This window comes from Capnocytophaga sp. ARDL2, from assembly GCF_041530365.1.
Lineage (GTDB): Bacteria > Bacteroidota > Bacteroidia > Flavobacteriales > Flavobacteriaceae > Flavobacterium.
Map to the genome: position 1 here is coordinate 720,370 of NZ_CP168034.1, position 24,481 is coordinate 744,850.

Genomic DNA, 24,481 nt, shown 5'->3' on the forward strand with positions numbered 1-24,481 from the left:
ATGATAGATTATTTGATAAAACTTATTATATTTGTGGAAGTTATATGATTTTCACAAAGTAAATTTATAGATAATCTAAATTAAATTTATTAATAAAAAATTATATATAAATTGCAAAAAAATAACGCTATGAGTTCGATACAAGATATTATATTAGAAGACGATTTTATTTGTTGGCGATTTGTAAATAATTCACAAAATCAACAAGTTATAGAAAGAGAATTCCACAGTGGGATTATACAATTTCACTTTTTGCTCAAGGGAAAAGCGGTGTTTTTGTTCAACAAAGGGGCTTATGAAATGCCATTGACAGAGGAGAACAATCTTACTCTCTACAATCCTCAGAAAAATCTATCGTTACATACACAATTAGCTCCAGAATCATGGTTGATTTCTATTGCGATTTCGGTCAATAAATTTCATGCGTTGTTTTCTACCGAGGCAGAGTTTATTCCGTTTTTGTCGAAAGGTGCGATTGATAGAAAGCATTATGCGATACAACCTATTACGCCGTCGATGTCGGTGGTTTTGTATCAGATTTTGAATTTCAATTTGCATCCGTCGGTAAAGAAATTGTACCATAGAGCCAAGGTGTATGAATTGATGAGTTTGCTGTTCAATAAACCCGAAGATACCGACGACGAAAGCTGTCCGTTCAAAGCAGATGGAGAGGAAACCATGCGTATTCAACAAGCAAAAGATTATTTGATAAAAAATATGCACGAACCGCCAACTTTGCAAGAGTTGGCAGATAAAGTTGGTCTAAATATCAAGAAGTTAAAGCAAGGGTTTAAGCAATTGTATGGCGACACAGCCTATGGATTTTTGTTTGATTACAAAATGGAATACGCTCGTCGTTTGCTAGATAGTGGAGCTTATAATGTAAACGAAGTGGGAATAAAAATCGGATATAGCACCGCAAGCCATTTTATTGCAGCTTTTAAAAAGAAATTTGGCACGACTCCAAAAAAATATTTAATGAAAGGGTAGGGGAATTATTCCTGTTTTAGCATTTCAATAAACCAAATATTTTTAGTACCTTTACCAATTAAAGTTTATACATAAAATAATGAGCACAGATAAAGAAGCCAAATTGAAAGCTTTACAAACGACTTTAGAAAAATTGGACAAAGCGTTTGGAAAAGGAACCGTGATGAAATTGGGAGACAAAGCAGTTGAGGAAATCGAAGTAATCCCTTCGGGTTCGTTGGGAATCGACTTAGCTTTGGGAGTAATGGGGTATCCAAAAGGAAGAATTATTGAGATTTTTGGGCCTGAATCTTCGGGTAAAACCACACTAACTTTGCATGCAATTGCCGAGTGCCAGAAAGCAGGTGGTATCGCTGCTTTTATTGATGCGGAACACGCTTTTGATCGTTTTTATGCAGAAAAATTGGGTGTAAACATCGATGAATTGATTATTTCTCAGCCCGACCACGGTGAACAAGCCTTAGAAATTACTGAAAACTTGATTCGTTCGGGAGCTGTAGATATGGTCGTAGTGGATTCGGTGGCAGCATTGACTCCAAAAAGCGAAATCGACGGAGATATGGGAGATTCTAAAATGGGCTTACACGCTCGTTTGATGTCTCAAGCCTTGAGAAAATTGACAGGTACGATTTCAAAAACAAATTGTACGGTGTTTTTTATCAACCAGTTGCGTGATAAAATTGGAGTAATGTTTGGAAGTCCAGAAACGACAACTGGAGGTAATGCGTTGAAATTCTATGCTTCGGTGCGTTTAGATATTCGCAAATCTACTCAAATCAAAGATGGTGAGCATGTTATCGGAAATAGAACGAAAGTAAAAATCGTAAAAAACAAAGTAGCACCTCCATTCCGCACAGCCGAGTTTGATGTAATGTACGGCGAAGGTATTTCAAAAACTGGTGAAATCCTCGATATGGCGGTAGAATACGATATCGTGAAAAAATCGGGGTCTTGGTTTAGCTACGGAGACACAAAATTGGGTCAAGGTAGAGATGCTGTAAAAGGCGTAATCAAAGACAATCCAGAATTACAAGATGAACTAGAAAACCTAATCAAAGAACGATTGAAAGAGGAACAATAAAAAAATGAGGCATTCGCCTCATTTTTTTATTCTATCTATTTCTTCCTTGGTTTAAAAACAATCGACATCCAATATCCAGCACCTAAAGAACTTAGAATTTTTATGGCAATTGTACTAAAACTTTGCTCAAACACTTCAAGCGTATTGGGAAACTAAATCCTATAAAGAAAAAGCATCCAAAAAGCAATGTGAAATAGATTTTGTGTTTCATTATTGTACTTTTTCAATAGCTTTTTTAATGCGGTTTACCGTTTCTTCTTTTCCTAATAATGCAATGATTTCAAACAAATCAGGCCCTTTCATTTCTCCAACCAAGGCTACTCGCAAAGGTTGCATCACTTTCCCCATGCCAATTCCTTGTTCGCTAATCCACGATTTTACCGTGCTTTCGATTATTGTTGGTAAAAATTCTGCTACGCCTTCTATCAACGAAGCAACAATTTGCAACCATGTTTTGGTGTCTTCTGTCCAATTTTTCGTTGCTTTTTCGTCGTACGAAGTTGGTGCTACAAAGAAATAATCAGTCAATCCATACAATTCGGTTGCGAAATTGGCTCTGTCTTTTACCAATCCAACGATTTTTTCAATGGTTTCATCAGGTGCAGAAATGCCATTTTTCTGTAAATCAGCTTTTAAATATGTAGCCAATTCACCATTTGATTTTTGCAATAAATATTGATGATTGAACCATTCGTTCTTCTTAGGATCAAATTTTGCCCCAGATTTATTGATACGAGATAAATCAAATTTCTTGCACAATTCTTCCAAAGAATAAATTTCTTGCTCTGTACCGTCGTTCCATCCCAACAATGCCAAAAAGTTTACCACTGCTTCTGGGAAATATCCTTGCTCACGGTATCCCATTGAGGTTCCTCCTTCTTCGTTTTTCCATTCTAATGGAAATACCGGGAATCCCATTTTATCACCATCTCTTTTTGACAATTTTCCGTTTCCTATGGGTTTTAAAATCAATGGTAAATGTGCAAATTGTGGTGCTTCCCAATCAAAAGCACGATACAATAAATAGTGCAATGGCAACGACGGCAACCATTCTTCCCCACGGATTACATGCGAAGTTTGTTGCAAATGGTCGTCCACGATGTTTGCCAAGTGATAAGTAGGCATTCCGTCTGATTTAAACAACACTTTATCGTCCAACAAAGTCGTATCGAATGTTACCTCTCCACGAATCATATCTGTGATCGTCAATTTTTCGTTTAAAGGCATTTTAAAACGAATCACAAACGGATGATTTTCGTTCAATCTCTTTTCAACTTCTTCCGGCAAAAATGTCAATGAATTTTCCAATTCTCCACGAGTGGTGTGATTGTAAATAAACGATTGACCGTTGGCTTCGCAAGATTTTCTTTTTTCGTCCAAAGATTCGGCTGTGTCAAAAGCGTAATAGGCTGCACCTTTTGCAATCAATTCCATTGCAAAATCTTTGTATAAATGTTTGCGATCGCTTTGTTTGTAAGGTCCAAATTTTTCGTTTACTCCAATGGTTTCATCTGGTTGAATTCCCAACCATTTCAATGCTTCGAAAATATACTCTTCAGCACCTGGCACAAAACGCGTTTGGTCGGTATCTTCTACTCGTAAATAAAAAGTACCGTTATTTTTTTTCGCAAACAAATAATTGAACAAGGCAGTGCGTACACCACCGATATGTAAAGGTCCTGTCGGACTTGGAGCAAAACGTACTCTTACTGGTTTTGTTGACATTTTTGATTTAGATTAATTGATTATTGATGATGTATTCTGCAATTTGAATGGTATTGGTTGCTGCACCTTTACGCAAATTGTCGGTTACAATCCACAGATTGAGTGCTTTTTCACGAGTTTCATCTTTGCGAATACGCCCTACAAATACTTCGTTTTTGTCTTTGGCATACAACGGCATAGGATAGGTAAGAGTGTCGAGATTGTCTTGCACCACCACCCCCGGAGTTTCTTTCAAAATCGCACGAACTTGCTGTAAATCAAATTCGTTTTCAAACTCTATGTTTACCGCCTCGCTGTGTCCGCCCATTACTGGGATACGCACTGCAGTAGCCGAAACCAACACTTTTTCATCTCCTAAGATTTTTTTGGTTTCGTTCGTAAGTTTCATTTCCTCTTTGGTGTAGCCGTTTTCGAGGAAAACATCGCAATGAGGAATCGCATTTTGATGGATTTGGTAGTGATACGCCATTTCGCCTTTCACACCTTTACTTTCGTTTTCCAATTGTTTCACGGCTTTTACACCTGTTCCCGTAATCGATTGATAAGTAGAAACAATCACGCGTTTGATGTTGTATTTTTTATGTAAAGGAGCCAAAATCATCACCAATTGAATAGTAGAACAATTGGGATTTGCAATGATTTTATCTTCTTTAGTCAATACATAAGCGTTGATTTCAGGCACGACCAATTTTTTAGTCGGATCCATACGCCACGCCGAAGAATTGTCGATAACTACTGTACCCACTTCGGCAAATTTAGGAGCCCATTCGAGCGAAGTATCACCACCCGCTGAAAACAAAGCAATTTCGGGTTTTAGTTCCACTGCTTGTTGCAGACTTACTACTTTATAATTTTTGTCTTTGTATGTAATTTCTTTTCCTACCGACTTTTCCGAAGCCACAGGAATCAATTCAGTCAATGGAAAGTTGCGTTCAGCCAACACGCGTAGCATCACTTCACCCACCATACCTGTAGCACCAACAACAGCTACTTTCATATTTTTTTATGTTTGATTAATTTTTGTACAAAGATAGGGAAAAATAGTATTAAGTATTAAGTACAAAGTATTACGAGGGGGATAATTGAAAAAAGTAAAAAAGTTGTAATATACAAAACACGAGACTGTCTTATTCGGACAGCCTCGGTTATTTAATTTAAATCGTCTTCTAAAATTTCAAAAACATACTTGTTATAACCTGTTGTGCATTATGAAATAAAATAAAAAAAGTTGTTCATTTAACTGAAATTCAGTATATTTAGTTCGCTAAAACAAATAAAAAATGAACAACTTAGAGCAAATATACGAAAGAATTTTAGAAGTTTTAGAAGATTTTTTTCCTCATCAACTTTTACCTTATCAAAGGAGAAAGCCAAAAATGAGTGATTTAGAATTGGTGAGTTTAAATTTAACAGCAGAATATTTAAGTATTGATAGTGAATTACAACTCTTTAGAAAAATACCTAATTCTTTGAAAAACAAAATAGAAAGAAGTGTTTATAACAAAAGAAAACGAAATCTTTTTTATTATATAAATCAGATTAGGGAAAAACTTGCAATGTGTTTTAATAGAGAGGAGAGTTATTTTGTAATTGATAGTATGCCTTTGAAAATATGTGAAAATGCTAGAGCAATGAGAAGTAAAATTTGTAGAGACGAAAGTTTTTCATATCCTGATTATGGTTTTTGTGCTAGTCAGAAGTTACATTATTTTGGATATAAATTACACATAATCTGTTCAATAGAAGGTATTGTACAAAGTTTAGATATGACTCCAGCATCTGTTCACGATGTTCATTATTTAAAAGATGTTAGTTCTCAAATTCAAAATTGCGTTTTGATTGGTGATAGAGGTTATATATCGTCACAATATCAATTAGATTTGTTTAACACTGCTACTATTCAGTTAGATACACCTAAAAGAATAAATCAAAAAGATTACAAACCTCAATTTTATTTATTCAAAAAGAAGAGAAAAAGAATCGAAACTCTATTTTCTCAACTTTGTGATCAATTTATGATTAAAAGGAATTATGCTAAATCATTCAACGGTTTTAAAACACGAATTATCAGTAAAATAACTGCTTTAACCTTAATTCAATACATTAACAAATTTGTATTAAAAAAGGAAATAAATAAAATTAAAGCAAGTATAATTTAAAATGCACAACGGGTTTGTTATAATATTTTCTTGATTCTACAGGTTTTCATGAATTTGGGTCTTCAGTTTTGTATATACTTTTACCATCATCAGTTGGATAGTAGGTTTTTCTTACTACATTATTTAAAATTAACTGAATTGAATCATTTCTAATTCCAAGAACACTTGGCGAAGTTCCTTTATCACAAACAGACAATTGATTTTTAAACGACTTAGATTCTATAATTTGCACAATATAATTATCATTTTTATATGCTTTCATTATTATTTGAGAATTTAAATCATTATAAATTTCATAATCAACACAAGATTCAGGATCACAATTAATTAAAAACAGTGAAATAAAATTGAACCTAATATTATCTTCAGCTCTCTCATAATTAATTGTGTTTAGTTATAATAATACGCTTCAAATAGTTTTTTTACTTGAGCTTGTTGTCTATTTCCATTATTAGATAAAAGACGATTACGAAATGCTTGTAGGCTCTGAACATCTGATTGTAATGCGTTAAAAATTTGTGATAATGTATAATCACTCACATTATCAGTAAAACCTTGTCTTACTATATCTGCACTTCTATCCATCAAATTATGAATGATTCCAACAGGTATCCAACCATCCATCTCTATAATATTACCATTACAATTAATATCTAATTGTGGATTACATCTTCTTTTTTTAATATCTCTATTACTAGGTCTCGAAAAAGGAGTAAAATTTTCCATTGCAACAGGATGAATTATTGGATTTTCATCTCCAAAATGCTGTAATGTTAAAAAATATCCCATGTGATACCCCCACATTTCACCAACTGCAACTATACCATTATTCATATCATGATCATTGCCATATGGGCCGTAAGTAATAATGTAATTGATATATTTTATCCAATAACTACTACCTACTTGTTTAAAATGAGAGGCATGAGCTAACTTATGAAAAGTAGATTCAAATACTTTGGCTGTTCCTTGAGAAGGAGCATTTTTTATTATTACAATCAGGTAATACAAGCTTTGTTACTATCCACAAACTATTTGCAGCAATTGTTATACCATTTAACAAGTGAAAAATGTTTAATGAGAAAAAAAATTTTTATTTAGGTGAAAACAAAGAGTTTTTTTCCTGTTAAATATTTTTTTAAATAAATTAACAACTTTTTTTTCAAAGAGGTACAGATATTGTTTACTTTTGGTAAAAATAAATTAAGTAATAAAATATGAAAAAAGTATTGAAATTAGTTGCAGCTTCAATGTTTATGTTTGCTGTTTCTACAGGTGCTAATGCATCTACTTTGGCTGACCAAGCAGGTGTAGAAAAAACAACGCAAGAGCAAGAGAAAGATAAAAAATCTTGTTGTAGCTCTAAAAAAGATAAAAAATCTTGTTGTTCAACAAAAGATAAAAAATCAGCTTCTGTAGAAAAAGGTTCTTGTCCATTAGGATATGATAAAAAAGAGAACAAAGAAGGTAAAGATAAAAAATCTTGTTGCTCATCTAAAGAAACTAAAAAAGCTTAATTTTTTAAAACTGCCCATTATGGCAGTTTTTTTTTACAATTCATTTAACGGTGCTAATTGTGTTTTCGCTCCATAGGAAACATAAAAAAATACTATCTTTGTAGTTTCTAAAATTCAGAAACTATGTCGAGTGTTATTCGTTTATTACCAGATCATGTTGCCAATCAGATTGCTGCTGGAGAGGTTGTACAAAGACCAGCTTCGGTGGTAAAAGAGTTGCTCGAAAACTCTGTTGATGCTGGGGCTACATCGATAAAACTCGTAGTCAAAGACGCTGGGAAATCTCTGATTCAGGTGATTGACAACGGTAAAGGTATGAACGAAGTAGATGCACGAGTGTGTTTTGAACGCCACGCAACTTCTAAAATTTCATCGGCAGACGATTTGTTTCAACTACAAACCAAAGGATTTCGTGGCGAGGCGTTGGCTTCGATTGCCGCTATTGCTCATGTAGAACTGGCTACCAAAACCAAAGATGCCGATTTGGGGACAAAAGTGGTGATTGAGGGAAGTAAAATCACTTCGCAAACCGAGGCAGTGTTGCCCGATGGGACTTCGTTTTCGGTAAAAAATCTTTTTTTTAACATTCCTGCTCGTCGCAATTTCTTGAAATCAGACCAAGTGGAAATGCGTCATATCGTAGATGAATTTGAACGCGTAGCTTTGGCTCATCCGCAAATACAATTTTCGTTGATAAGCAATGGTGCAGAAATGTTTCAATTGCCTATTTCCAATCTGCGTCAGCGAGTGGTGAATGTGTTTGGCGGAAAAACCAATGAAAAATTAGTTCCTGTGTGCGAACAAACCGAAATGGTAAAAATCGACGGTTTTGTAGGCAAACCCGAATTTGCTAAACGCAGTCGTGGAGAGCAGTTTTTCTTTGTAAATAATCGATATATAAAGAGTAGTTATCTGCATCATGCCGTTACAGCTGCCTTTGAAGGTTTGCTGAAAGATGGTACGCATCCCAGTTATTTTCTGTATTTAGAATTACCTGCTCATACAATAGATATCAACATACATCCCACCAAAACCGAAATCAAATTTGAAGACGAAAAGGCACTGTATGCTATTTTGAGAGCGAGTATCAAGCATAGTTTGGGACAGTTTCAGGTGGCACCTGTTTTGGATTTTCAACGCAATCCCGAGTTGGATTTGCCTTACGAAATGGAAGGGACACAATCGAAATTTCCAACGATTGCCATTGACCCCAATTTCAATCCGTTTGAATCTCAGGAAAAGACACCTTCACAGATTTTCAACCCTTTTGAATCAGATTTGTCTACAAAAACAAAAAGCCAATCGTTTAACAGTGGAAAATCGTCGGGATACAGCGGAAAACCGAACAATTACACCCCCTCTCATTCGCATTGGGAAACTTTGTATCAAGGAATTTCCGATGCCAAAGGAGATATTCTCAACGCTCAATTATTTATCGAAAAAGAGGTAGAGCAAGACAAATTGTTTCACAGTGATCAATCTGCGTCAGCTCAAAGTCAAGTGTCGTTTCAGATGCAACGAAAGTACATTGTACAGCCCATAAAATCGGGTTTGATGATTATTGACCAACGCCGAGCTCACCAACGCATTTTGTATGATGAATATTTGCGAAAATTGAGCAATAACTTTTCGTCGAGTCAGCAATTGTTATTTCCATTGGCATTGTATTTTACTCCGTCGGAATTGGCATTGTTTGCCCATATCAAAGACTATTTGTACAATATGGGCTTTGTATTTGATGAGGTTACGAATGAAAAAATCACCATTTCTGGGATACCTGTGGGAATTTTAGAAAGTGAAGTTTCGATGATTATCGATGATTTGATGAGCGAATTGCAAGAAGAAACTTGGGACGAAGTAGAAATAATCAGTCATAAAATAGCCCTTTCAATGGCTCAGAGTTTGGCGATAAAATCAGGAACAATTTTAAACAAAGAAGAACAAGAAAATATTATCAATCATTTATTTGCTTGTAGCGAATCGAGTGTTTCGCCCTTTGGTAAAAATATTTTTACAGTAATAAATTTAGACGAAATCGATAGAAAATTTTTGTAATCATGATGAATATACAATTGACTCCCATAGTCAAACAATTACTAATAGCCAATATCATTTTCTTTATAGGAAGTTTTTTAGTTCCAGCTGCTCAATCGTTGTTTGCGTTGTACTATTTTGAAAACCCAAATTTTCAGATTTGGCAACCTTTGACGAGTATGTTTATGCACGGAGGAATAACGCACATCTTATTCAATATGTTTGCTTTGGTTTCTTTTGGAACTTTTTTGGAATATGTATTTGGTGGAAAAAGATTTTTAGCTTTTTATATTTTATCAGGATTGGGAGCGTCGATTTTGCATTTGGTAGTCAATTATTATCAAGTGCATCAAGCGGTAGATTTGTTGGTATTGAATGGATTTTCAAAAACAGAAATCTACGAATTGTTGAATAAAGGCATGTACAACACAGGGTGGATGACTGTCTTGTCTCAAGAAAAATTAAATGCTTTGAATATGGCATTTCACACGCCAGCGGTAGGAGCTTCGGGAGCAATTTACGGTTTGTTAGTGGCTTTTGCGTTTATGGCACCCAATGCAGGATTGTCGCTGTTGTTTATCCCTGTGCCTATCAAAGCAAAATATTTTGTACCAGGATTGTTGCTTATCGATTTGTATTTGGGCGTAACAGGCGGAGGAGCCATCTTTGGAGGTTCTACTGGAATAGCACATTTTGCACATCTTGGAGGAGCTTTGGCAGGTTTTGTATTGATGATGAATTTCAGAAAACGCCAGTTTGACCAAAATCGTTGGGATTAACAATATGAATACAATATTAAAACACCTCAGACAACAAAACCAAACGACTTGGCTGATTTATGCGTTTATCGCCGTGTTTGTCATAGGAAATTTGCTTGGGTTGATTTTTAAAATCAATTTGAGTAATTACCTTTGTTTAAACACTGTTCAAACGCCGTTTTATCCACCATTTTGGACATGGTTTACCTATGCGTGGTTGCACAACGATATTGTACATTTGTTAATGAATTGCGTAGGTGTTTATGCAATTTCAATCATTTATCAGACCTATTTACCGAGGTATTCTGTGATAAAGCAATTTATGATTGGTAGTGTTTTGGTTGGAATTGTTTATCAATTGCTAATTTTTCTAGATTGGCAACACGCTGCTGTAATCGGAGCAAGTGCGGGGATTATGTATTTGTTTTTTACAGCTGTAGGTTTGCAACCCCACGGTCAAGTTCGCATTCCGTTGATAGGAATTGTAAAACTTTGGCATATTGGTTTGTTTTTTGTGCTATTTGATGTATTGATGATTTTTATCAATTTGAATAGAGGAGGCTCGGTAACACATTTATTGGGTGCAGTACCAGGTTTTATATATGGTTTTGTAGTATTGGGAAAAAACGAAATTACTCTAAATTTTCAAAAAACGAAAAAACATTTAAAAACGAAAAAATCACAAAACAAGACTTTCAAGCAATGGGTAAAAGAGGATAAAACCCAACAGCAAATCGACGAAATACTGGATAAAATCAATAAATCGGGTTACGAAAGTTTAACCGAAGAAGAAAAACAATTTTTGTTTAAACAAAAGTGAAAATGAAAAACTTATCATGGTTCAATAAAATAGTATTTATACTCAATGTACTACTGCTTTTGTGTACGCTCATCGGATATATATTGCCTTATTTAGCCCCAAAATTGTTTCCACTTTTGGCGGTATTTACCTTGATATTGCCCGCATTGTTGGTGCTAAATTTCATTTGTGCTTTGTATTGGGCGGTGCAGTTAAAAAAACAAGCGGTTTTATCATTGACTGTTTTTTTAATTGGGTATATATTTTTCCCTACCTTTTATAAATTTAGTGAAAAAAATCTCGAAAAAGAGGAGAACGATTTTATCGTTTTGAGTTATAATGTTCGATTATTTAACCTATTTAAATGGATAAAAAACGAAAATGTACCTGAAAATATCAAGAAGTTTATCGAACAACAGCAACCTGATGTAATTTGTTTTCAAGAATACTCACATTCAGCTGATTATGAATTGAGTGATTATAAATTTCGCCACATCATTACGCATGGAAACAAAATCAAAACAGGTCAGGCGATTTTTTCAAAATATCTCATCATCAACGAAGGAGAAATAGCCTTGCCCAATTCAGACAACAATGTAATTTATGCCGATATTGTCAAGGATAAAGATACCATTCGCATTTATAGTTTGCATCTACAGTCGATTAATATCAGTACAAAAATACAAGACGGAACGATTGATGAAGACAAATCGAAAATGATTGTAGAACGATTGAGCATTGGATTTAAAGAACAACAATTACAGTCAGAACTGATTTTGTCGCATATCGATGATTTTGATGGAAAAAAAATCGTGTGTGGAGATATGAACAATACTGCGTATTCCTATACCTATCGCAATATTAGAGGAGAAATGAAAGATGCCTTTCTCGAGGCAGGAAAAGGATTTGGACGCACTTATAATTTTAATTATTACCCAGCAAGAATTGATTATATTTTGGTAGATGATGTCTTTGAAGTAAAACAATTTCAAACATTTACAGAGTTTAAAAACTCAGACCATTTTCCTATCATGGCACGATTGAAAATCAAGGAATAAAGATTTTAAGTAAAAAAGAGAATAGAAAATTCAATAAAATTCAATACCTTTACACAAATAAAATAGTCGAATAAAAATTTAAAGAAACATATAAAAATGGAAGTAATTGGAAGAATAAAAAAAGTGTTTCCGATTGTAGATGTTAGCCCTACTTTCAAAAAAAGAGAATTGGTTGTAACTACAGAGGAACAATATCCACAACATATTTTGATTGAATTTACTCAAGATAGATGTATGTTATTGGATCAGTTTCAAGAAGGTGAAGTGGTAAGAGTAGGAATCAATTTACGAGGTAGAGAGTGGATGAATCCAGAAGGAGAATTACGTTATTTCAACTCTATTCAAGGATGGAGAATAGACAGAAATCAACCACTGCAAGGATATGGACAACCACAACAAGGATATGGACAACCACAACAAGGATATGGACAACCACAACAAGGATATGGACAACCACAACAAGGGTATGGACAGCCACAACAAGGGTATGGACAGCCACAACAAGGGTATGGACAGCCACAACAAGGGTATGGACAGCCACAACAAGGATTTGCAACTCCACCACCAGCTCAACCAGAGCAGGGGTTTGGTACACCACCACCAGCGTCAAATCCGTTTCCACCAGCACCAGACTTTGTACAAAACAACGAACCAGACGATTTACCATTTTAATCAATAATAAAAAATCCCATTATTTGGGATTTTTTTTAATTGTCAAATGATACATTATTTATTCAAAGATTTATATTTTCCACCTGTCGAAGAGGCTCATGAGTCAGGTATATTGGCAGTAGGTGGTGATTTGTCGATAGAACGTTTGCTTTTGGCGTATTCCAAAGGGATTTTTCCTTGGTATTCAGAGGGCGAACCCATCACTTGGTATGCCCCTGATTATCGCATGGTATTGCCGATAAATAGCTATAAAACCAAAAAAAGTCTTAGAAATATACTGAATAGAAAAATTTTTACATGTACTATAAATCAGTCTTTTGTCGAAGTGATGAAAAACTGTAAAGATGTTTTTCGCAAAGACCAAGACGGCACTTGGATTAGTGATGAAATCATCGATGCTTACACTCAATTGTATCAAAAAGGTTATGCACTTTCGGTAGAAGTTTGGCAAGATGGAATATTAGTAGGAGGATTGTATGGTGTATGTGTAGGAAAAGTTTTTTGTGGAGAAAGTATGTTTTCAAAAGTGAGTAATGCATCCAAAGTTGGTTTTGATTTTTTAGTAAAATACTTAGTTGAAAAAGATTTTAAATTGATTGATGGTCAGGTGTATAATGACTATTTAGAACAATTGGGATTTTTTGAAATCTCACGAGAAAATTTTATGAAAGTGTTCAACGTATTAAAAGTGTAATATGCGAGTAGTAGTTCAACGAGTATCCTCTTCGAGTGTTGAGGTAGAAGACAAGATGGTAGGGAAAATTTCTAAAGGATTGCTCTTGCTTTTAGGGGTAGAAAATAAAGATACTATAGAAGATATCGATTGGTTGGTGAAAAAAATCGTCAATATGCGTATTTTTTCAGACGAAAACGGAAAGATGAATAGGTCTGTAAAAGATGTTCAAGGAGAGTTTTTAGTCATAAGCCAGTTTACTTTATTTGCTTCTACAAAAAAAGGCAATCGTCCGTCCTTTATAAAAGCTGCAACACCCAATTTTGCCAATCAAATGTATGAGATGTTTGTAGAAAGATTGAGAGGTTACTGTCATCTCAATGTTGAAAAAGGAATCTTTGGAGCAGATATGAAAGTACAGTTGCTCAATGATGGACCTGTAACTATAATAGTTGATACAAAAAACAAAGAATGATACTATGAAAATACTTCTCATTTATGCCATTGTTTTTATAGTAGTTACTGCTTTGATTAGTCCAGAAGATTTTTCTGCTATAACTTTGGGCGAACCCTTAGGTTGGATCAATTTGGTAGTAAAATTTGTCGTTTTTGTGTTTGCAGTTGCGCTTTTTGAACTATTCAAGAAAATCTTTCGCAAGAAAGATAAAAAGGATGTAAAAGAATAATTTTCAAAAATGTATCTTTGTCAGATGAAATAATTTTTAGGCATATCATCGAAGAATAAGAACAGCTCGGCTTTTGCTCAGTATTATTTTTTGTAAATAAAGTAAAATTTATCCTATTGACTAAATAAGTAAAATCTAAAATAACACATTAAAAATACAATGAAAAACTTCATACAAGAATTACAATGGAGAGGAATGATTCAGGATATTATGCCTGAAACGGAACAACATCTTTTAGAAGGCGTACGCTCGGCGTATGTAGGGATTGACCCAACGGCAGATTCGCTTCACATCGGACATTTGGTGGGCGTGATGATGCTAAAACACTTCCAAAATTGCGGACATAGACCGTATGTGCTCGTAGGTGGAGCAACTGGTATGGTGGGAGATCCTTCGGGGAAATCTGCCGAAAGAAATCTTTTAACCAACGATGTTTTAGAACACAACATCGCTGGAATTAAAAAGCAATTGGCAAAATTTCTCGATTTTGAAAGCAATGCTGAAAACAAAGCCATTTTGGTAAACAACTACGATTGGATGAAAGATTTTTCATTCTTAAACTTTATCCGTGATATTGGAAAGCACATCACCGTCAATTATATGATGGCAAAAGATTCTGTAAAAAAACGCTTTGACCCAACAGAAAACACTGAGGGAATGTCGTTTACGGAGTTTTCTTACCAGTTGTTGCAAGGATACGACTTTTTGCATTTATACAGAGAAAACGGCTTGACTTTGCAAATGGGAGGTTCTGACCAATGGGGAAATATCACCACAGGAACTGAGTTAATTAGAAGAATTGCAGGAGGAAAAGCTTATGCGATGACTTGTCCGCTCATTACCAAAGCCGATGGAACAAAATTCGGGAAGTCTGAAGGTGGAAACATTTGGCTCGACCCTCAAAAAACTTCGCCTTACAAATTCTACCAATATTGGTTAAACACTTCGGATGCCGATGCGGAAAGATACATCAAAATCTTTACGATGCTTACGGAAGAGGAAATCAAAGCATTGGTAGCACAGCATCAAGAAGCACCACATTTGAGAGCATTGCAAAAGAAATTGGCAGAGGAAATCACCGTGATGGTTCACTCTCGTGAGGATTTTGAAAATGCGGTAAAAGCATCGGAAATCTTGTTTGGAAATTCTAATTCAGACAGTTTGAAAGCATTGGATGCAAAGACTTTCTTAGATGTTTTCGAGGGAGTGCCACAAGCAGAAATCTCTATGGAGGATTTAAAAGCAGGAATCGATATTGTGGAAGTGTTGAATGCCAAAACAGGCTTTTTGAAATCAAACGGAGAGGCGAGAAGAGCCTTGGGAGAAAACTCAATATCTGTAAACAGAGAAAAAGTACAAGAAGGTTTTACGCTTACAACCAATGATTTGATTAATAATCAATTTGTATTATTACAAAGAGGAAAGAAAAACTATTTTGTAGTAGTAGTAAAATAATACAAAAAAGAGCAACTGTAAAAAGTTGCTCTTTTTTATTCTCCCAAATACATCAAACGCAAGGCAGCAATTTGAGGCATACCGGTGGGTGTGATGACGTGGTGATAATTTTTATTGGTATTGATAGAAATTGTAGAAGTAGGCAATATTTTTAACCAAATGCTGATTTCGTCTTCTTTTTCAAAATAGTGTGATTTGGGTGGAAATAAAAACGAACGTGCGACATTAAAATTTCCATACGTATAGGTGTGTTTGGCTACATGTAGGAGTTGTTCATCTTCTTCAGTTCTATTTTTATATAGGTAAACTTCAATTTCTATAAGATCTTTAAAAATACCAAAAACACCTGGATTGATGTTTACAAATCCATTGATTTCGTAAATACCCGATTTTTTGATTTGGATTTTCTCCTCATGAAAATCAATGATTTTGTTGTAAATTATATCCGCTTCTTTAAATTTTATAGGCTGAAACAGCGTATCTTGTCGCAATTGTATGCTGCGATTCAATCGTAAATACAAAGCCTCTGACTGAGCGAATGTGTTGAATGTCAGTAAGAAAAAGAGTGCTTTAATAATATTTTTGTTGTGCTGTTTCATTGCTGATCAATTTTATAGACCATTTTATAGCAGTCTGTTCAGATGTTTTATCATTTGTGCCTAAATGTGCGTTTACTATAGGTTTGTTGAGCAACCCTGTGCTAAGTGCAGGAGCAATTACAACTCCTTTTTCAAGATAAACTATTGTAGGATAAATTTGTACTTGTACATATTCGTTTTGATTTTTTTCTTCAAATGAAAATCGAGTCGCTGCAAAATAAACCTCTTGAGAGGGAATGATTTTTACAAATCCAAAGTTGATTCCCGCCTTAGCCCCTCTTAAATTTCCCGTGTTCATACTAAAGGAAAATGTACCTTGAATTTCATAAAATCCATCATTTGGGATTATAAGTTTGGTCGTTTTTTCATCAATTTCAAACAAAGAATTGTACTGAATGTCCCCTTTATCCATATAGATATAATGCATAATGTCGCTTCGACCTGGATGAATTCTGAAAAATTGTTCTTGCTTACTTTCGTACAAAAAATATTGATAATCCTGTGCAAAAATGTTTATCAATGGAAAAAAGAGTAGGATAAATAATGCTTTCATATTGTATAAGTTTAACTTGTCGGTGAAATCAATAGTCTAAATTTTCCCCAACAAAAATTCCATTGTATCTACTCCATCGGCATAATCCCATAGTTTTGGAGATTGTGTCGTTCCGAAAGGTAAAGCACCGTCAATCAATTGATGGTTTACCACACATTGTATTTGTTCAGCATCTTGAGCGAGTTTGTTTTTTACCTCTTCAATATCTGAATAATATTCGTAAAATACCGAAGAAATCGGTGATGCATAACCAGTATCTTCTTTAAGGGTTAAAAATTCGTTGTCCAATAATTTGAAATTACTCATCAAAAATACCGCTTTGTTGTAATCGTAATTATTGGCATATTTTTCATAAAAAATTACATCTTTATAGGTGTACATTGCTTCGAAAAACAAAGTGAAATCATAGTTTTCTGGTACGAACAATTTGGAAACACTACGGCAACCCAATCCGTAATATCTAAAAATATCTTCACCCAAGGCAATTAATTCTTCTTTAGATTCGTTTCCAGACAAAACGGCAACCGAATTTCTGTTTTTACGAATGATGTTGGGATATTTTGAAAAATAATAATCAAAATATCGAGCCGTATTGTTGCTGCCAGTGGCGATTACTGCATCGAAATTTTCCAATTTTTCTTTGGTAAAGGAAATTCTATCAGCAAAACTCGGTTCTACTGCCAATAAATATTCCAAAACAAATGGAATCAGCAAATTATCAGAAGAGGAATATTTTATCAAGGCTTTATTGCCAGAAATCAAGACCGACAACACATCGTGAAAACCTACAAAAGGAATATTTCCTGCCAATATCAATCCAATGGTTTTCAAAGGTTCGTCTGCAAAATGATAACGAGATGTCCACTCGCTTAAAGAAGAAATGTTCAATGCCTCAGCCCAACTTTTATTGGCAAAGGTTAGTTGATCTATGGTAAACCAACCGTTGCTTTGGTCTAATCTTTCGATTAATTGAGCATAACGGTCGAAAAATTCCTCATTATTTACAATGTTTTCTTTTTTTGTAAAAGGAAATTCAGTGAATTGGCTTAAAAATTTTCCCAATTCTACAAAGGCGTTTATTTTGTCTTGTAAAATCATATTAGATTTGCTTGTAAATACTTTTTTAAAACTCAATTATAGCGTAATTTTGCACAAATTTACTACTAATTTAAAAATAACAACTATGGCAATCATAATAACTGATGAATGTATCAACTGCGGAGCATGTGAACCCGAGTGTCCAAATACTGCAATTTACGAAGGAGCCGACGATTGGCGTTGGAAAGATGGTACCGCTTTGATGGGGAAAATCACCCTGCCAGACGGAACCGAAGTTGATGCTGACGAAGCTCAGACACCTGTTTCAGACGATTTGTACTATATCGTACCAGGAAAATGTACGGAATGTAAAGGATTTCACGAAGAGCCTCAATGTGCTGCCGTTTGTCCTGTAGATTGTTGTGTCCCAGACGACAATTTTGTGGAATCTGATGAGGTACTTCTCGCAAGAAAAGCATTTTTGCATCAAGAGTAATAATAATTTGAAAATGAGATGATTTGAAAATTTGAAAATGAGATTTATTTTAATTTTAAAATTACTAAATTTCCAAATCACCAAATAAAATATATGACTTATATAAACGAAATACAAAAACGACGCACTTTTGGTGTCATTGCTCACCCCGATGCGGGTAAAACCACTTTGACGGAAAAATTACTCCTTTTTGGTGGAGCTATCCAAGAAGCGGGTGCTGTAAAAAGCAACAAAATCAAAAAAGGAGCTACTTCCGATTTTATGGAAATCGAACGTCAAAGAGGGATTTCGGTAGCAACTTCGGTGTTGGCTTTTAATTACAAAGACAAAAAAATCAACATTCTCGATACACCAGGACACAAGGATTTTGCCGAAGATACATTCCGTACACTTACGGCGGTCGATTCGGTAATTGTGGTAGTCGATGTAGCAAAAGGGGTGGAGGAGCAAACTGAAAAATTGGTGGAAGTTTGCCGTATGCGTAATATCCCTATGATTGTGTTTATCAACAAACTCGACCGTGAGGGAAAAGATGCGTTTGATTTGCTTGATGAGGTGGAGAAAAAATTAAGACTTACCGTTACACCGCTTTCATTTCCAATAGGAATGGGATATGATTTCAAGGGAATTTACAATATTTGGGAGAAAAACATCAATTTGTTTTCTGAAGATAGCAAGAAAAACATAGAAGATGTGATTACCATCGATGATTTGTCAAGTTCGGAATTGGACGAATTGGTGGGAGCAACCGCTGCCGACAAGCTCAGAGAAGAATTGGAATTGGTAAGCGAAGTATATCCTGAATTTGACCGCGAAGCCTATATCAATGGAGATTTACAACCTGTGTTTTTTGGTTCGGCGTTGAATAATTTTGGTGTTCGCGAATTGTTGGATTGCTTTATTGAAATCGCTCCGTCGCCAAGAGCCAAAGAATCGGATACGAGATTGGTACAACCTGATGAAAACAAATTTTCGGGCTTTGTATTTAAAATTCACGCCAACATGGATCCCAAACACCGCGACCGTTTAGCATTCGTGAAAATTGTTTCAGGAACATTCGAGAGAAATAAACCTTATAAACATGTTCGCTTGGGGAAAAATTTGAAATATTCTTCGCCGAATGCGTTTTTTGCAGAGAAAAAAGAAATTGTAGATATTTCGTATGCAGGAGATATTGTAGGACTGCACGATACTGGGAATTTCAAAATTGGAGATACACTTACCGAAGGCGAATTGATGCACTTTAAAGGAATTCCATCGTTTTCACCAGAACATTTCCGTTACATCAACAATGCCGACCCAATGAAGTCTAAACAATTGGAAAAAGGAATAGACCAGCTGATGGACGAAGGGGTAGCTCAATTGTTTACCTTGGAAATGAACGGAAGAAAAGTCATCGGAACCGTAGGAGCTTTGCAATACGAAGTAATCCAATACCGTTTGGAACACGAATACGGTGCCAAGTGTACTTACGAAAATTTCCCAGCGTTCAAAGCATGTTGGGTGCGACCAGAAGACCCTAAAAACGAAGAATTTGCCGAATTTAAACGCGTAAAACAAAAATTTTTAGCCAAAGATAAATCAGGTCAATTGGTATTCTTAGCCGATTCTGAATTTTCTATTCAAATGATACAAAGTAAATATCCAACTGTAAAATTGGATTATGTGTCAGAGAGGATATTGTAGTATGTAAACTTCATTTTTAAGTTTTTTCATAATTGAAAAGAGTTGTATTTTTTTGTGCAACTCTTTTTTCTTTATACCCCCCCCCCTTGTGTATATTAAATTATATTTGTTATTATTGAATTTTATAATGCAAAAAGGACGAATTAGCAAATCATTAAAAGTTTGTCAAAAGTTTTCGCAAAAAGAGTATAAGAAAGTCCAATAATAAATGTTGTGTTAAATTAATTCAAGCTGTTTAGAATATTAATTTTAAAACAAATTCCTTTTACAAACTGAGTTTGTTGTTTTTTTATGAGGGGTGTGTGCTTGTGAATTTTAGTAATATTCAATTTTTACCCTAAAAAAATAGGGGTGAAAATGTTTTTAAATGATATTTTTTATAAATTTGCCCTGTAAAAAAAATCAATATGGCAATTTTTAGATTCGAAGCGTTAAAATCTGCGGCAAACAGAAAACCTGTGGCGGTAGAAGAAATAGGAAGAAAATCAGAATTATTTGGAGCAAATGTGTTTAATGACAAAGCAATGCGTCAGCATTTGACTTCAGAAGCTTACAAAGCGGTGAGAGCTGCTATTGAACACGGTGTGAAAATAGACCGTAAAATGGCAGAATATGTAGCCTTGGGAATGAAAGAATGGGCAATGTCTAAAGGTGCTACTCATTATACACACTGGTTTCAGCCATTGACAGGTACAACTGCCGAAAAACACGATGCGTTTTTTGAAACATCAATGGACGGAAGCGACCCTGTAGAAAAATTCAGCGGTTCTACTTTGGTACAGCAAGAATCGGATGCATCTTCATTTCCAAACGGAGGTATTCGTAACACTTTCGAAGCTCGTGGATACACCGCCTGGGATCCTACTTCACCAGCATTTGTGTACGGAACAACTTTGTGTATTCCTACGGTTTTCGTTTCTTATACAGGAGAAGCCTTGGACAACAAAGCTCCTTTGTTAAGAGCCTTATCAACCATAGATGTTGCGGCTACTGAGGTGGCAAAATACTTCGATAAAAATATAAAAAAAGTAACGCCAACTTTGGGGTGGGAACAAGAATATTTCTTGATTGATATTGATTTAGCGGCGTCTCGTCCAGATATTTTACAAACAGGTAGAACTTTATTAGGACATACATCAGCAAAAGGTCAGCAATTGGAAGACCATTATTTTGGTTCAATTCCAACTCGCGTATTGAACTATATGAGAGATTTGGAAAATGAATGTATTTTGTTGGGTATTCCTGCAAAAACGCGTCATAACGAGGTAGCTCCTAACCAATTTGAGTTAGCACCTATTTTTGAAGAAACCAATTTGGCAGTAGATCACAACTCTTTGTTGATGGATGTGATGCAAAAAGTTGCCGAAAGACATAATTTCAAAGTGCTTTTCCACGAAAAACCATTCAAAGGAGTAAACGGTTCTGGAAAACACAACAACTGGTCGTTGGCCACCGATACAGGAGTAAACCTGCTTTCACCAGGAAAAACGCCAATGAGCAACTTGCAATTCTTGACTTTCTTTGTCAATACAATCAAAGCGGTAGCAGATTATGAAGAATTGTTAAGAGCGTCAATTGCATCAGCTTCAAACGACTATCGATTGGGAGCAAACGAAGCACCACCAGCTATTATTTCGGTGTTTATCGGAGAGCAATTGATTAAAGTTTTGGAAGAATTAGAAGGAGTTTCAACAGGGAAATTATCTCCAGAAGAAAAAACAGATTTAAAATTGAATGTAGTAGGAAAAATTCCAGATGTAATGTTGGATAATACCGACAGAAATCGTACTTCTCCTTTTGCATTTACAGGAAATAAATTTGAATTTCGTGCAGTAGGTTCTACGGCAAATTGTGCCAATTCTATGACTACATTGAATGCAATTGTTGCAAAACAATTAATGGATTTCAAACAAGAAGTCGATGCTTTGATTGCTAAAGAAAACCTGAAAAAAGACGAAGCAATTTTCAATGTGTTGAGAGAATACATCAAACAAGTAAAACACATTTTGTTTGAAGGAGACGGATACAGCAAAGAATGGGAAATCGAAGCAGAAAAACGCGGATTATCTAACCATAAAAACACGCCAGATGCGTTGAAAGCCAAGGTTTCTCAAAAGTCATTAGACCTTTTCGAAGCAGTAAATGTGATGAGCAACAAAGAGGTAGAAGCAAGATACGAAATCGAATTGGAAGAATATGTAAAAAAGGTACAAATCGAAAGTAGAGTATTGGGAGACATCATCCGTAATCACATCATTCCTACCGCATTTAGATACCAAAATGTACTGATTGAAAACATCAAAGGATTGAAAGAAATTTTCGGAAAAGATTACGAGCAATATGCAGATGAACAAATCAAAATCTTGAAGAAAATTTCAGAACACATCAATCAGTTGAATGCAAAAATGCACGCAATGATGGATGCTAGAAAAGAAGCAAACGCTTTGACCAATATCGAACAAAAAGCACACGATTATTGCAACAAAGTAAAACCATTCTTTGATGACATTCGTTATCACGCAGACAAATTAGAATTGATGGTGGACAACGAATTGTGGACATTGACAAAATACCGTGAATTGTTGTTTACAAGATAATAAAACGAAAAGCTGTTGGATTTTTTCTGACAGCTTTTTTCAATTGTAAAAAGAATTTGTTTTACTTGAAAATCAAGTGTTATTACTGATTAAATATTTTGAAAAAAATCATTAAAAATCGTATATTTGCAAACTATTTTTTCGTAATTTAGTCGGAGAAATTTAAAATATTAATAAATCTACTACCTTTTTTAGGGTAAAATAATAAATTTATACATGAAATTAATTGTACTATTTGGAAAACCAGGAGCAGGAAAAGGAACACAAGCAGCGTTTTTAAAAGATAAATACAATTTATGTCACATTTCAACAGGTGATATTTTCCGTTTCAATATCAAAAACGAAACAGAATTGGGGAAAAAAGCTCAAGAATACATCAATCAAGGACAATTGGTGCCCGATTCATTGACGATTAATATGTTGAAATCCGAAGTTGAAAAAAATATGGACAAAGCTGGATTTTTGTTTGATGGATTTCCACGTACAATTGCTCAAGCAGAGGCGTTGGATGAATTTTTATCTTCAATCAATCTTGAGGTAACTGGTACCGTAGGTTTGGAAGCAGAAGACGATGTATTGGTAGCTCGTATTTTGGAAAGAGGTAAAACTTCTGGAAGAGCAGACGACCAAGATGAAGCAAAAATTCGAACACGTTATGTAGAATACAACGAAAAAACAGCACCGTTGATTGATTTTTACAAAGCACAAAACAAATACCATGCTGTAAACGGAATTGGTTCTATCGAAGAAATTACTGAAAGATTGAGTAAAGTAATTGATAATTTATAATCAGAAAAACAAAAACAATTCAAAATCTTATCTTCCTTTTTCAAAAAGAGATAAGATTTTGTTTTTTAAAATAAAATATCATGACAGAAGGAAATTTTGTTGATTATGTAAAAATATATGTTGCCTCTGGAAAAGGAGGAAAAGGTTCATCTCACTTACACCGAGAAAAATTCATCGAAAAAGGAGGACCAGACGGTGGAGACGGTGGTCGTGGTGGACACATCATCATCAGAGGTAATCAAAGTTTGTGGACTTTGCATCATTTGCGTTTCGAACGACACATCAAAGCCGGACATGGTGGCGACGGTGGTAGCTCGAGAAGCACAGGTGCAGACGGAGTGGACAGATACATCGATGTACCACTGGGTACCGTGATAAAAGACAAAGAAACAGGAGAATTTATCTTTGAAATCACCGAAGATGGTGAAGAAAAAATTCTTGCCAAAGGTGGAAAAGGTGGTTTGGGTAACTGGCATTTTCGCTCATCGACCAATCAAACGCCACGATATGCTCAGCCAGGATTACCAGGGGAAGAGTTGGATATCATCATGGAGTTGAAAGTATTGGCAGACGTTGGGTTGGTAGGATTTCCAAACGCAGGAAAATCGACCTTGCTTTCTGTGATGACTTCGGCAAAACCAAAAATCGGAGATTATCCGTTTACGACTTTAAAACCCAATTTGGGAATTGTAGAATATCGTGATTTCAAATCATTTGTAATTGCAGATATACCAGGGATTATCGAAGGAGCTGCCGAAGGAAAAGGACTCGGACATTATTTCCTGAGACATATTGAAAGAAATTCAACTTTGTTGTTTTTGATTCCAGCCGATACAGCCGACATTAAAAAAGAATACGAAATCTTGTTGGACGAATTGAGGAGATATAATCCCGAATTGTTGGACAAAGACCGATTGATTGCCATTTCAAAATGTGATATGCTCGACGACGAATTGAAAGCCGAGTTAAAAGAACAATTAGATAAAGAATTTGGCGATATGCCGTATTTGTTTATTTCTTCAGTAGCTCAACAAGGATTAATAGAATTGAAAGACACACTTTGGAAAATGATTAACAAATGATAAGATGTCAAAAAAACTGCTTCTAATCACTGAG

25 protein-coding genes are annotated in these 24,481 nt (G+C 35.0%); 18 read left to right on the forward strand and 7 right to left on the reverse strand.

Going from position 1 to position 24,481, the window contains the following annotated elements; translation table 11 throughout:
- Positions 1-129: 129 nt before the first annotated feature.
- Both AB4865_RS03580 and recA read left to right on the forward strand, forming a co-directional pair.
- Entirely contained in the window at positions 130-990 is an 861-nt protein-coding gene (locus tag AB4865_RS03580; RefSeq protein WP_372474375.1) for a helix-turn-helix transcriptional regulator, read from the forward strand.
- A gap of 79 nt (positions 991-1,069) precedes the next feature.
- Positions 1,070-2,071, forward strand: a complete 1,002-nt coding sequence (gene recA, locus AB4865_RS03585; RefSeq protein WP_372474376.1) for a recombinase RecA — start codon at positions 1,070-1,072, stop codon at positions 2,069-2,071.
- A gap of 210 nt (positions 2,072-2,281) precedes the next feature.
- On the opposite strand, the gene gltX is transcribed toward recA, so the two are convergent.
- Both gltX and AB4865_RS03595 read right to left on the reverse strand, forming a co-directional pair.
- On the reverse strand, positions 2,282-3,796 hold the full coding sequence (gltX, locus tag AB4865_RS03590; RefSeq protein ID WP_372474377.1) for a glutamate--tRNA ligase: 1,515 nt from the start codon (positions 3,794-3,796) through the stop codon (positions 2,282-2,284).
- 7 nt (positions 3,797-3,803) lie between these two features.
- A complete protein-coding gene (locus AB4865_RS03595) occupies positions 3,804-4,793 on the reverse strand; it encodes an aspartate-semialdehyde dehydrogenase (protein ID WP_372474378.1) in 990 nt (329 codons plus the stop codon).
- A 283-nt stretch (positions 4,794-5,076) separates the two neighbouring features.
- On the opposite strand from AB4865_RS03595, the gene AB4865_RS03600 reads away from it, so the two are divergent.
- Complete coding sequence (locus AB4865_RS03600) at positions 5,077-5,955, forward strand: IS982 family transposase (RefSeq protein ID WP_372472445.1); 879 nt, start codon at positions 5,077-5,079, stop codon at positions 5,953-5,955.
- A gap of 46 nt (positions 5,956-6,001) precedes the next feature.
- Here AB4865_RS03600 and AB4865_RS03605 read toward each other — a convergent pair whose 3' ends face one another.
- Both AB4865_RS03605 and AB4865_RS03610 read right to left on the reverse strand, forming a co-directional pair.
- Positions 6,002-6,187, reverse strand: a complete 186-nt coding sequence (locus AB4865_RS03605; RefSeq protein ID WP_372474380.1) for a hypothetical protein — start codon at positions 6,185-6,187, stop codon at positions 6,002-6,004.
- Between the two features lie 158 nt (positions 6,188-6,345).
- Positions 6,346-6,966: a hypothetical protein gene (locus AB4865_RS03610; RefSeq protein ID WP_372474381.1), complete on the reverse strand. Its 621-nt coding sequence runs from the start codon at positions 6,964-6,966 to the stop codon at positions 6,346-6,348.
- Positions 6,967-7,172: 206 nt separating this feature from the next.
- Between AB4865_RS03610 and AB4865_RS03615 the strand changes: the two genes are divergently transcribed.
- From AB4865_RS03615 to tyrS, 10 genes are all read left to right on the forward strand, one after another.
- Positions 7,173-7,472 carry a hypothetical protein gene (locus AB4865_RS03615; protein ID WP_372474382.1) on the forward strand — a complete coding sequence of 100 codons (300 nt, stop codon included), beginning with the start codon at positions 7,173-7,175 and terminating at the stop codon, positions 7,470-7,472.
- Between the two features lie 123 nt (positions 7,473-7,595).
- Positions 7,596-9,527: a DNA mismatch repair endonuclease MutL gene (gene mutL / locus AB4865_RS03620; RefSeq protein WP_372474383.1), complete on the forward strand. Its 1,932-nt coding sequence runs from the start codon at positions 7,596-7,598 to the stop codon at positions 9,525-9,527.
- Between the two features lie 2 nt (positions 9,528-9,529).
- Positions 9,530-10,285: a rhomboid family intramembrane serine protease gene (locus tag AB4865_RS03625; RefSeq protein WP_372474384.1), complete on the forward strand. Its 756-nt coding sequence runs from the start codon at positions 9,530-9,532 to the stop codon at positions 10,283-10,285.
- 4 nt (positions 10,286-10,289) lie between these two features.
- A complete protein-coding gene (locus AB4865_RS03630; protein WP_372474385.1) occupies positions 10,290-11,084 on the forward strand; it encodes a rhomboid family intramembrane serine protease in 795 nt (264 codons plus the stop codon).
- Between the two features lie 2 nt (positions 11,085-11,086).
- Positions 11,087-12,121 carry an endonuclease/exonuclease/phosphatase family protein gene (locus tag AB4865_RS03635; protein ID WP_372474386.1) on the forward strand — a complete coding sequence of 345 codons (1,035 nt, stop codon included), beginning with the start codon at positions 11,087-11,089 and terminating at the stop codon, positions 12,119-12,121.
- Positions 12,122-12,217: 96 nt separating this feature from the next.
- Positions 12,218-12,793, forward strand: coding sequence for a DUF3127 domain-containing protein (locus AB4865_RS03640; RefSeq protein WP_372474387.1), 576 nt, complete (start codon positions 12,218-12,220; stop codon positions 12,791-12,793).
- Between the two features lie 49 nt (positions 12,794-12,842).
- Positions 12,843-13,487 (forward strand): leucyl/phenylalanyl-tRNA--protein transferase, encoded by a 645-nt coding sequence (gene aat, locus AB4865_RS03645; protein WP_372474878.1) that lies wholly within the window; start codon positions 12,843-12,845, stop codon positions 13,485-13,487.
- A gap of 1 nt (position 13,488) precedes the next feature.
- Entirely contained in the window at positions 13,489-13,941 is a 453-nt protein-coding gene (gene dtd / locus AB4865_RS03650) for a D-aminoacyl-tRNA deacylase (protein WP_372474388.1), read from the forward strand.
- A 4-nt stretch (positions 13,942-13,945) separates the two neighbouring features.
- Complete coding sequence (locus tag AB4865_RS03655) at positions 13,946-14,152, forward strand: hypothetical protein (RefSeq protein ID WP_372474389.1); 207 nt, start codon at positions 13,946-13,948, stop codon at positions 14,150-14,152.
- A gap of 159 nt (positions 14,153-14,311) precedes the next feature.
- The gene (tyrS, locus tag AB4865_RS03660) at positions 14,312-15,607 is read left to right on the forward strand and encodes a tyrosine--tRNA ligase (protein WP_372474391.1); all 1,296 of its coding nucleotides are present in this window, start codon (positions 14,312-14,314) and stop codon (positions 15,605-15,607) included.
- A 35-nt stretch (positions 15,608-15,642) separates the two neighbouring features.
- On the opposite strand, the gene AB4865_RS03665 is transcribed toward tyrS, so the two are convergent.
- Genes AB4865_RS03665 through AB4865_RS03675 form a run of 3 tightly spaced genes read right to left on the reverse strand, consistent with a single transcriptional unit; the run spans position 15,643 to position 17,857 of the window.
- A complete protein-coding gene (locus AB4865_RS03665; RefSeq protein WP_372474393.1) occupies positions 15,643-16,206 on the reverse strand; it encodes a hypothetical protein in 564 nt (187 codons plus the stop codon).
- The gene (locus AB4865_RS03670) at positions 16,178-16,759 is read right to left on the reverse strand and encodes a hypothetical protein (RefSeq protein ID WP_372474395.1); all 582 of its coding nucleotides are present in this window, start codon (positions 16,757-16,759) and stop codon (positions 16,178-16,180) included. Before AB4865_RS03670 ends, AB4865_RS03665 begins: the two co-directional genes overlap by 29 nt.
- Before the next feature lie 36 nt (positions 16,760-16,795).
- Positions 16,796-17,857, reverse strand: coding sequence for an acyl-CoA reductase (locus AB4865_RS03675; RefSeq protein ID WP_372474397.1), 1,062 nt, complete (start codon positions 17,855-17,857; stop codon positions 16,796-16,798).
- Between the two features lie 85 nt (positions 17,858-17,942).
- Between AB4865_RS03675 and AB4865_RS03680 the strand changes: the two genes are divergently transcribed.
- From AB4865_RS03680 to obgE, 5 genes are all read left to right on the forward strand, one after another.
- Positions 17,943-18,293, forward strand: coding sequence for a 4Fe-4S binding protein (locus AB4865_RS03680; RefSeq protein ID WP_372474399.1), 351 nt, complete (start codon positions 17,943-17,945; stop codon positions 18,291-18,293).
- Positions 18,294-18,386: 93 nt separating this feature from the next.
- Complete coding sequence (locus tag AB4865_RS03685; RefSeq protein ID WP_372474400.1) at positions 18,387-19,979, forward strand: peptide chain release factor 3; 1,593 nt, start codon at positions 18,387-18,389, stop codon at positions 19,977-19,979.
- Positions 19,980-20,386: 407 nt separating this feature from the next.
- Entirely contained in the window at positions 20,387-22,576 is a 2,190-nt protein-coding gene (locus AB4865_RS03690; protein ID WP_372474402.1) for a glutamine synthetase III, read from the forward strand.
- 216 nt (positions 22,577-22,792) lie between these two features.
- Positions 22,793-23,365, forward strand: coding sequence for an adenylate kinase (locus AB4865_RS03695; protein WP_372474403.1), 573 nt, complete (start codon positions 22,793-22,795; stop codon positions 23,363-23,365).
- 80 nt (positions 23,366-23,445) lie between these two features.
- On the forward strand, positions 23,446-24,447 hold the full coding sequence (obgE, locus tag AB4865_RS03700; RefSeq protein ID WP_372474404.1) for a GTPase ObgE: 1,002 nt from the start codon (positions 23,446-23,448) through the stop codon (positions 24,445-24,447).
- Positions 24,448-24,481 lie beyond the last annotated feature (34 nt).

Bases quoted from the DNA above. Each gene is read 5' to 3' on its own strand.
- AB4865_RS03580 (WP_372474375.1), top strand. From the start codon at position 130: ATGAGTTCGATACAAGATATTATATTAGAAGACGATTTTATTTGTTGG.
- recA (WP_372474376.1), top strand. From the start codon at position 1,070: ATGAGCACAGATAAAGAAGCCAAATTGAAAGCTTTACAAACGACTTTA.
- gltX (WP_372474377.1), bottom strand. From the start codon at position 3,796: ATGTCAACAAAACCAGTAAGAGTACGTTTTGCTCCAAGTCCGACAGGA.
- AB4865_RS03595 (WP_372474378.1), bottom strand. From the start codon at position 4,793: ATGAAAGTAGCTGTTGTTGGTGCTACAGGTATGGTGGGTGAAGTGATG.
- AB4865_RS03600 (WP_372472445.1), top strand. From the start codon at position 5,077: ATGAACAACTTAGAGCAAATATACGAAAGAATTTTAGAAGTTTTAGAA.
- AB4865_RS03615 (WP_372474382.1), top strand. From the start codon at position 7,173: ATGAAAAAAGTATTGAAATTAGTTGCAGCTTCAATGTTTATGTTTGCT.
- mutL (WP_372474383.1), top strand. From the start codon at position 7,596: ATGTCGAGTGTTATTCGTTTATTACCAGATCATGTTGCCAATCAGATT.
- AB4865_RS03625 (WP_372474384.1), top strand. From the start codon at position 9,530: ATGATGAATATACAATTGACTCCCATAGTCAAACAATTACTAATAGCC.
- AB4865_RS03630 (WP_372474385.1), top strand. From the start codon at position 10,290: ATGAATACAATATTAAAACACCTCAGACAACAAAACCAAACGACTTGG.
- AB4865_RS03635 (WP_372474386.1), top strand. From the start codon at position 11,087: ATGAAAAACTTATCATGGTTCAATAAAATAGTATTTATACTCAATGTA.
- AB4865_RS03640 (WP_372474387.1), top strand. From the start codon at position 12,218: ATGGAAGTAATTGGAAGAATAAAAAAAGTGTTTCCGATTGTAGATGTT.
- dtd (WP_372474388.1), top strand. From the start codon at position 13,489: ATGCGAGTAGTAGTTCAACGAGTATCCTCTTCGAGTGTTGAGGTAGAA.
- AB4865_RS03655 (WP_372474389.1), top strand. From the start codon at position 13,946: ATGAAAATACTTCTCATTTATGCCATTGTTTTTATAGTAGTTACTGCT.
- tyrS (WP_372474391.1), top strand. From the start codon at position 14,312: ATGAAAAACTTCATACAAGAATTACAATGGAGAGGAATGATTCAGGAT.
- AB4865_RS03665 (WP_372474393.1), bottom strand. From the start codon at position 16,206: ATGAAACAGCACAACAAAAATATTATTAAAGCACTCTTTTTCTTACTG.
- AB4865_RS03670 (WP_372474395.1), bottom strand. From the start codon at position 16,759: ATGAAAGCATTATTTATCCTACTCTTTTTTCCATTGATAAACATTTTT.
- AB4865_RS03675 (WP_372474397.1), bottom strand. From the start codon at position 17,857: ATGATTTTACAAGACAAAATAAACGCCTTTGTAGAATTGGGAAAATTT.
- AB4865_RS03680 (WP_372474399.1), top strand. From the start codon at position 17,943: ATGGCAATCATAATAACTGATGAATGTATCAACTGCGGAGCATGTGAA.
- AB4865_RS03685 (WP_372474400.1), top strand. From the start codon at position 18,387: ATGACTTATATAAACGAAATACAAAAACGACGCACTTTTGGTGTCATT.
- AB4865_RS03690 (WP_372474402.1), top strand. From the start codon at position 20,387: ATGGCAATTTTTAGATTCGAAGCGTTAAAATCTGCGGCAAACAGAAAA.
- AB4865_RS03695 (WP_372474403.1), top strand. From the start codon at position 22,793: ATGAAATTAATTGTACTATTTGGAAAACCAGGAGCAGGAAAAGGAACA.
- obgE (WP_372474404.1), top strand. From the start codon at position 23,446: ATGACAGAAGGAAATTTTGTTGATTATGTAAAAATATATGTTGCCTCT.